We start from the raw sequence: 5,873 nt of genomic DNA on the forward strand, positions 1-5,873 counted from the left end.
GGCCGGCCCGGCCGCGGACGGCGACGGCGGCGCGGGCGGCGGGGCGGCGCGCGGCACGGTGGGGGCGCGGCCCTGGAGGATGCGCTGGTGCAGGGCGCGCAGCGGGGCGCCGGGGTCGACGCCCAGCTCCTCGGCGAGCCGCTCGCGGGTGCGCTCGTACACCTCCAGGGCCTCGGCCTGCCGCTCGCACCCGTACAGCGCCNCGCTCGCGGGTGCGCTCGTACACCTCCAGGGCCTCGGCCTGCCGCTCGCACCCGTACAGCGCCGCCATCAGCTGCCGTACGACCCGCTCGTCCAGCGGGTGCGCGGCGGCCAGGTCGCGCAGCTCGGCGAGCAGGTCGGCGTGCCGGCCGAGCCGCAGTCCGGCCTCGCCGAGGGCGAGGTGGGCGGCCAGCCGCTCGCTGTCCAGCCGGGTGCGCACTCCCTCGGCCCACTCGCCCGCGAGGCCGGACAGGGCCTCGCCGCGCCACAGCCCGAGGGCCCGCCGCAGCCGGCCGACGGCGCGCGCGTCGTCCCGCTGCGCGCCCGCCTCGGCGACCAGGGCGCGGAACCGGTGCAGGTCGACCAGGTCGGGGGCGACCTCCAGGACGTAGCCCCCGGAGCGCCGGGCCAGCCGCACGCCGCCGGCGTCCACGGGCCCGGCGTACGGGCGCAGGGTGGCCCGCAGCCGGGCCACGTACCCGTACAGCACGCTGCGCACGGACGAGGGCGGATCGTCGCCCCACACGCGGTCGACGATCTGCTCGACGCGCACCACTCGGCCCGCGTCGACCAGCAGCACGGCGACGACGCACGCCTGCTTGGCGTGGCCGAGGCTCACGTGCCGATCGTCTGCGGACCCCTCCACGGGCCCGAGGACCCGGAACTCCATCGCTGCGCGTCTCCCGACCGGACGGTTGAGTCGCCCCCTGTCCCCCGCTGAGCGACTCCGATCATCTCGCGTCGGCGGCGGTCGCGGGCCTGTTTACTCAAGGTTTCTCCAAGATGGGGGATCTAGGTTGGTGAAGCGGCCACCGACCTGGCTTACGGGGGAAATCAGGTCGGTGGTTCTCAGGGCGGGGGGGACAACGGGGGAACGGGGGAAACGGGGGGACACAGGGAGCGGCGCGCCCGGCCCGGGAGCAGGGGGCCGGGCGCGCCGCCCGCGTTCGGCGCCGGCCGGACCCGCTCGCGGGCCCGGCGCCCAGCCGCCTCCGCCGGTGCGCCCAGCCGTCTTCGCCGGTGCGTTCAGCCGCCTCCGCCGGTGCCCGGGCCGACGTAGTGGAAGCCGGGCGGGGGGTGCATGAGGAACTCGTGGTGCGAGATGTTCCAGGCGTACGCCCCGGCCATCGCGAACGCCACCCGGTCGCCCGCGCGCAGCACGTCGACGGGCACCCGGCGGGCCAGCACGTCCTTGGGCGTGCACAGCTGGCCCACCAGGGTCACCGGGCCGCCGCGGGTGTCCGGCCGCGGCCAGGGGTGCGGCCAGGGGCCGCCGGGCAGCACGGTGAAGGGCTGGTCGTGGCCCTTGGTGGCGGGGGTGCGCAGGTGGTGGGTGCCGCCGCGCAGGACCGCGAACGCCTCGTCGCCGCTGGTCTTGACGTCCAGCACGTCGGTGACGTACCAGCCGCAGTAGGCGGTGAGCGCCCGGCCCGGCTCGATGCGCAGCACGGTTCCGGGGTGGCGCCGGGCCAGGTCGGCCAGGCCCTTGCCGTACGTCTCCCAGTCGAAGCGGTCGCCGGGGCGGGCGTAGTCGACGGCCATGCCGCCGCCGGCGCCGACCTCGGCCACCGCCTCCGGCGGCAGGCCGTGCCGGGCGGCCAGGTCCCGTGCCCACCGCGCGACCCGGTCGGCGACGGCGAGCTGCGCGGCCGCGTCCAGGCCGCTGGCCAGGTGGGCGTGGACGCCGCGCAGCCGCAGCGGGCCGCGGGCCAGCAGCGGCAGGCAGCGGTCGACGGCATCCGGGTCCATGCCGAAGGGGCTGGGCCGCCCGCCCATGGCCAGGGCCGCGCCGTCCAGGGCCGCCGCGGCCGCGTCCGCGCCGTCGGCCAGGGGCAGGTTGACGCGCAGCAGCACGTCCGCCGGGCGGCCGGCCTCCTCGGCCAGGGCGCGCAGGCGGCGCAGCTCGTGCTCGCTCTCCACGTGGAAGCGCTCGGCGCGCAGCCGCAGCGCGAGCCGCAGCTCGCCGTCGGTCTTGCCGGGACCGCCGAAGGCGACCGGCAGGCGCGGCACGGCCTCCCGCACGTGGGCCAGCTCGCCGCCGGAGGCGACCTCGTAGCCGGTGACGTGCGGGGCCAGCGCGGCCAGGACGGGAGCGGCGGGGTTGGCCTTGGCCGCGTAGTACAGCTCCACGCCGGGCGGCAGCGCGGCCCGTACGGCCCGCGCGTGGGCGGTCAGGTCGGCCAGGTCGTAGACGTAGGCGGGCAGCGCGTCGGCGGCGAGGGAGGCGGCGAGCGCGGCGGCGGCGGAGGTGATCACGGGGCGGTCCAGGGCGCGGTGCGGGCGGCGGTGGCGGTGCGGGCGGCGGGGCCGGGCTCGTCAGGGGGCAGCAGGTCTAAGGCCAGCGGGCTGGGCAGGCGGACGTAGCCCGCGTGGCGGTCCGCCGTGCGCGCCCAGCGGGTGAGGAGGTTGGCCTTGGCGGGCAGCGGCGCGCCGGCGATCAGGTCGCGCAGTTCGGGCGGCTCGCCGTGGGCGGCGGCGTGGTCGCGCAGGGTGCGGCGGACGGCGGCCCACAGGGCGGGCTCCAGCTCCGGGTGCTGGTCGGCGAGCGCGGCGAGCAGGTCGGCGAGGTGGTTGACCAGCAGGCAGTACACCACCCGGTCCCAGCCGCGGGCGCGCCCGTACGCCATCGGTCCGGCCACGGCGGCGGGCAGCGCGGCGAGGGTGGCGGCGTGCCGTTCGGCGACCAGCTTGGTGCCCTCCAGGTCGCGGAAGAGCACCTGCCGGGGCAGGCCGGCGGCGTCGACGCCGACCAGGACGTTCTGCAGGTGGGGTTCGAGGACGACGCCGTGGTCGAGGTAGGCGGCCAGCACGGGCGGCACCAGCAGCGCGCAGTACGCCTCCCACCAGGCCAGGTACTCCTCCGGTCCGGCGCCGGGCAGCAGCCGGGAGATCTGCGCCCGGCTGCTGGGGTACTCGTCGGCCACGGCGGCGGCCAGCAGCGCGGTCAGCCCGGGCCCAAGGCGCGCGCCGAGCCCTTCGCGGACGATGACGCCGAAGCCCTCGGCCAGGTCCCGGCCGCCCAGGGCCAGCGTGCGGTAGGCGGGTTCGCGCAGCAGGGCGGCGCCGGGGAAGCGGGCGGCCAGGTCGGCGGCGACCGGGGCGAGCAGCCGGGTCAGGGCGACGGCGCCGGAGAGTTCGTACTCGGCGTTCTTGCGCACGCAGTTGGTGATCCGCACGTTCAGGCTGAACTTCAGGAAGTCGCGGCCGTCGTAGAGGGTGCGCACCGAGGCGGTCGGCGCGAACTCCGGCCCGCCCGGGCCGAGGTCGAGCACGTCCCCGCGGGCGAGCGCGGCGCGCAGCGCGGGGTGGTCGCGCAGCAGCGCGTACTGCCAGGGGTGGGCGGGCAGCAGGCGGTAGCCGTCGGGCACGGGCCGCTGCCGGTCCAGGGCCGCCAGGTCGCCGGGGGCCACCGCCTCCTCGCGCACGTACTCGCGGCGTACGGCCAGGTGGCGCAGCGGGAAGCGGGCCCCGGCCTCGGGCGCGTACCGCTCCCAGGCGTCGGCGGTGCCGGTGCGGGCCTTGGGCGCGGGGTGGAAGCGGTGGCCGAACGGCAGCGCCTGCTCCGACTCCAGGTAGGCGGCCGCCGGGTCGTCGCCGGCCGGGGGGCGCGCGGCGTCGAGGGCGGCGGTGACGCCCGCGTGGCTGGCGGCGACCTGGCTCACGAACTCGTCGTTGACCACGCCGGTGCGCGCGGTCAGCTCCCGCTGCACGTACCGGGCGAGCTCCGGCCAGGGCACCTCCCGCCAGGCACCGTCGCACCGCTCGGTGACCGGCCCGGTGAAGCGGTGCGCGCCGGACAGCGAGGTGCGGCGCAGGGCGACGCGCAGCTGCACGCCGCAGCGGGGCAGCCGCAGCCGCAGGTGGCCGTCGGCGACCACGGTCTGGTGCTCGGGCCCGGAGACCTCGCGCAGCAGGCAGTTGAGGAGGGTGTGGGCGACCACCTGGCCGGCGGAGGCCACGAGGGTGGGGGGCAGGGGCATTCGGCGACTCCAGCGGGGGATCAGGCGGGGGATCAGGCGCGCACCGGGCGCAGGTAGTTGGGCCCGGTGACGTAGTACTTGTTGATGTCGGCCGCGCCGGTGCGCTCCTTGGGGAAGAGCGTTCCCGCGGTGACCATGGCCTTGACCGGCAGCCGGTCGGCGTCGAGGACCCGCGCGCGCAGCACGGCGGCGGCCGCGCCGGGCTCCTTCGCGAGCCGTTCCACGGCCTCTCCGAGCCGGTCGCGGACCTGTGCCAGCAGTACGGCGCGGGGCGCGCGGCCGAGCGCGGCCAGTTCGAGGACGGGCGCGGCGGCGCACAGGTGCACAGTGATGGTGGCGAACACGTCGGCCACCGGCCCGTCGCCGCCGGTGAGGATGCGGCGGTCGGCGAAGCCGCACAGGTCGGCGGCGGGCCCGCCGCCGATACGGGCGGCGAGCCGGACGGCGTGCACGCGCGGGCCGTCGTGGTCCTTCAGCAGCAGCCGCAGCCGGGTGCGGCCGCCGGGCCGGTCGAGGACCAGCGAGGTGTTCTGCTGGTGCGACTCCAGCGCGATCCCGTAGCCGAACAGGGTGGCGTGGAAGTCGAACAGCAGCGCCAGGTAGGCGTCGAGGAAGGCCGTCAGGTCCCCGCCGTAGTACCGGTCGGCCAGCGCGTCGGCGACCGGCGTCCCGTCCGGGCCGGGCGCGAGCAGCGCGGCCAGCGGCACGACGGAGGCGTCCGCGAGCCCGTCCGGGTAGCGGCGCACGAGCGCGGCGAGCACCGCGCTGCCGGCGTGCAGGTGGGTGGTCTCGTCGGCGAGCAGCACGGCGTCGGCGAACCGCGGCTCCCGGTCGGTCACCGCCGCCACCAGGCGCTGCGCGACCTCGCCGTCGACCAGCGTGCCGGGCTGCACGGTGCGCCGGTTGAGCAGGCCGAGGGTGGCGGTGGGCAGCGGCAGCTTCAGGTGTACGGCCGGGTCGCCGACGACGCCGACCGTACGCATCGACAGGGTCGGCCGCACGGCCAGCCACGGCCGCTCCGCCAGGCGGGCCCTGCCGTCCAGGCCCGCGGCGCGCAGCGCGGCGGGCAGCGCGCGGCCGGCGGTCAGCGGGTGCACGGGCAGCGCCAGGTGGCTGCCGTCCAGGGCGGGCAGGCCCAGGTCGCCGGGCGCGGGCCACCAGGGCGGCAGCCGCGCCGGGTCGCCGGTGACGGCCTCGCGCGGCAGGGCCGCCCAGCGCAGCGGGAACTCCGGGTGGAATTCGGGCGCGTGGCCGCGCTGCTCGGCGGGCGTCAGCTCGGACCGGGCCCGGCTGGTGGGGTGGACGGGGTGGTCGCGGAAGGCGGCCAGGGTGTCGTAGGCGAGCGACCGGGCCAGGCCCGTCCACTGCTCGGCGGGCCGGGGGCCGTAGGTTTCGGCGAGCCGGGCGACGACGGCCGGGCGCACCCGCGCGTGCAGCCGGGTGGCGGCCAGCGCCCGGCGGCACTCGGTGACGAAGGCGGCGTAGCGGTCCCGGTCCTCGGGGGCGACGGCGAGGGCGATCCGGGCGAGGACGGCGTCGAGGCCGGTGACGACGGTGCCGGGCGGCGCCGGGTCCGCGCCCGGCGCCGCCGTCTCGCGGGCGGGGGCCGGGGCTTGGCCCGCGCCGCGGGAGTTGTTCCCGGGGGCGGCCGGGACGCCGGCGGGCGCGGCCGGGACCGACCCGGGACCGGGC

Annotated in this window: 4 protein-coding genes and 1 pseudogene; all 5 read right to left on the minus strand. The window is 78.4% G+C overall.

Going from position 1 to position 5,873, the window contains the following annotated elements; translation table 11 throughout:
- On the minus strand, positions 1 to 162 hold a 162-nt coding region (locus RKE29_RS30885; RefSeq protein WP_369016065.1), incomplete at its 3' end, for a BTAD domain-containing putative transcriptional regulator.
- A gap of 100 nt (positions 163 to 262) precedes the next feature.
- Positions 263 to 871: pseudogene (locus tag RKE29_RS27300) on the minus strand (BTAD domain-containing putative transcriptional regulator); the annotation flags it as partial.
- Positions 872 to 1,227: 356 nt separating this feature from the next.
- A complete protein-coding gene (locus RKE29_RS27305; RefSeq protein WP_312008340.1) occupies positions 1,228 to 2,457 on the minus strand; it encodes a type III PLP-dependent enzyme in 1,230 nt (409 codons plus the stop codon).
- Positions 2,454 to 4,181 carry an IucA/IucC family protein gene (locus RKE29_RS27310; protein ID WP_312008341.1) on the minus strand — a complete coding sequence of 576 codons (1,728 nt, stop codon included), beginning with the start codon at positions 4,179 to 4,181 and terminating at the stop codon, positions 2,454 to 2,456. Before RKE29_RS27310 ends, RKE29_RS27305 begins: the two co-directional genes overlap by 4 nt.
- 32 nt (positions 4,182 to 4,213) lie before the next feature.
- The coding region (locus tag RKE29_RS27315) for an IucA/IucC family protein (RefSeq protein WP_312008342.1) at positions 4,214 to 5,873 on the minus strand (1,660 nt) is incomplete at its 5' end.

This window comes from Streptomyces sp. B1866 (assembly GCF_031932565.1).
Classification (GTDB): Bacteria; Actinomycetota; Actinomycetes; order Streptomycetales; family Streptomycetaceae; genus Streptomyces.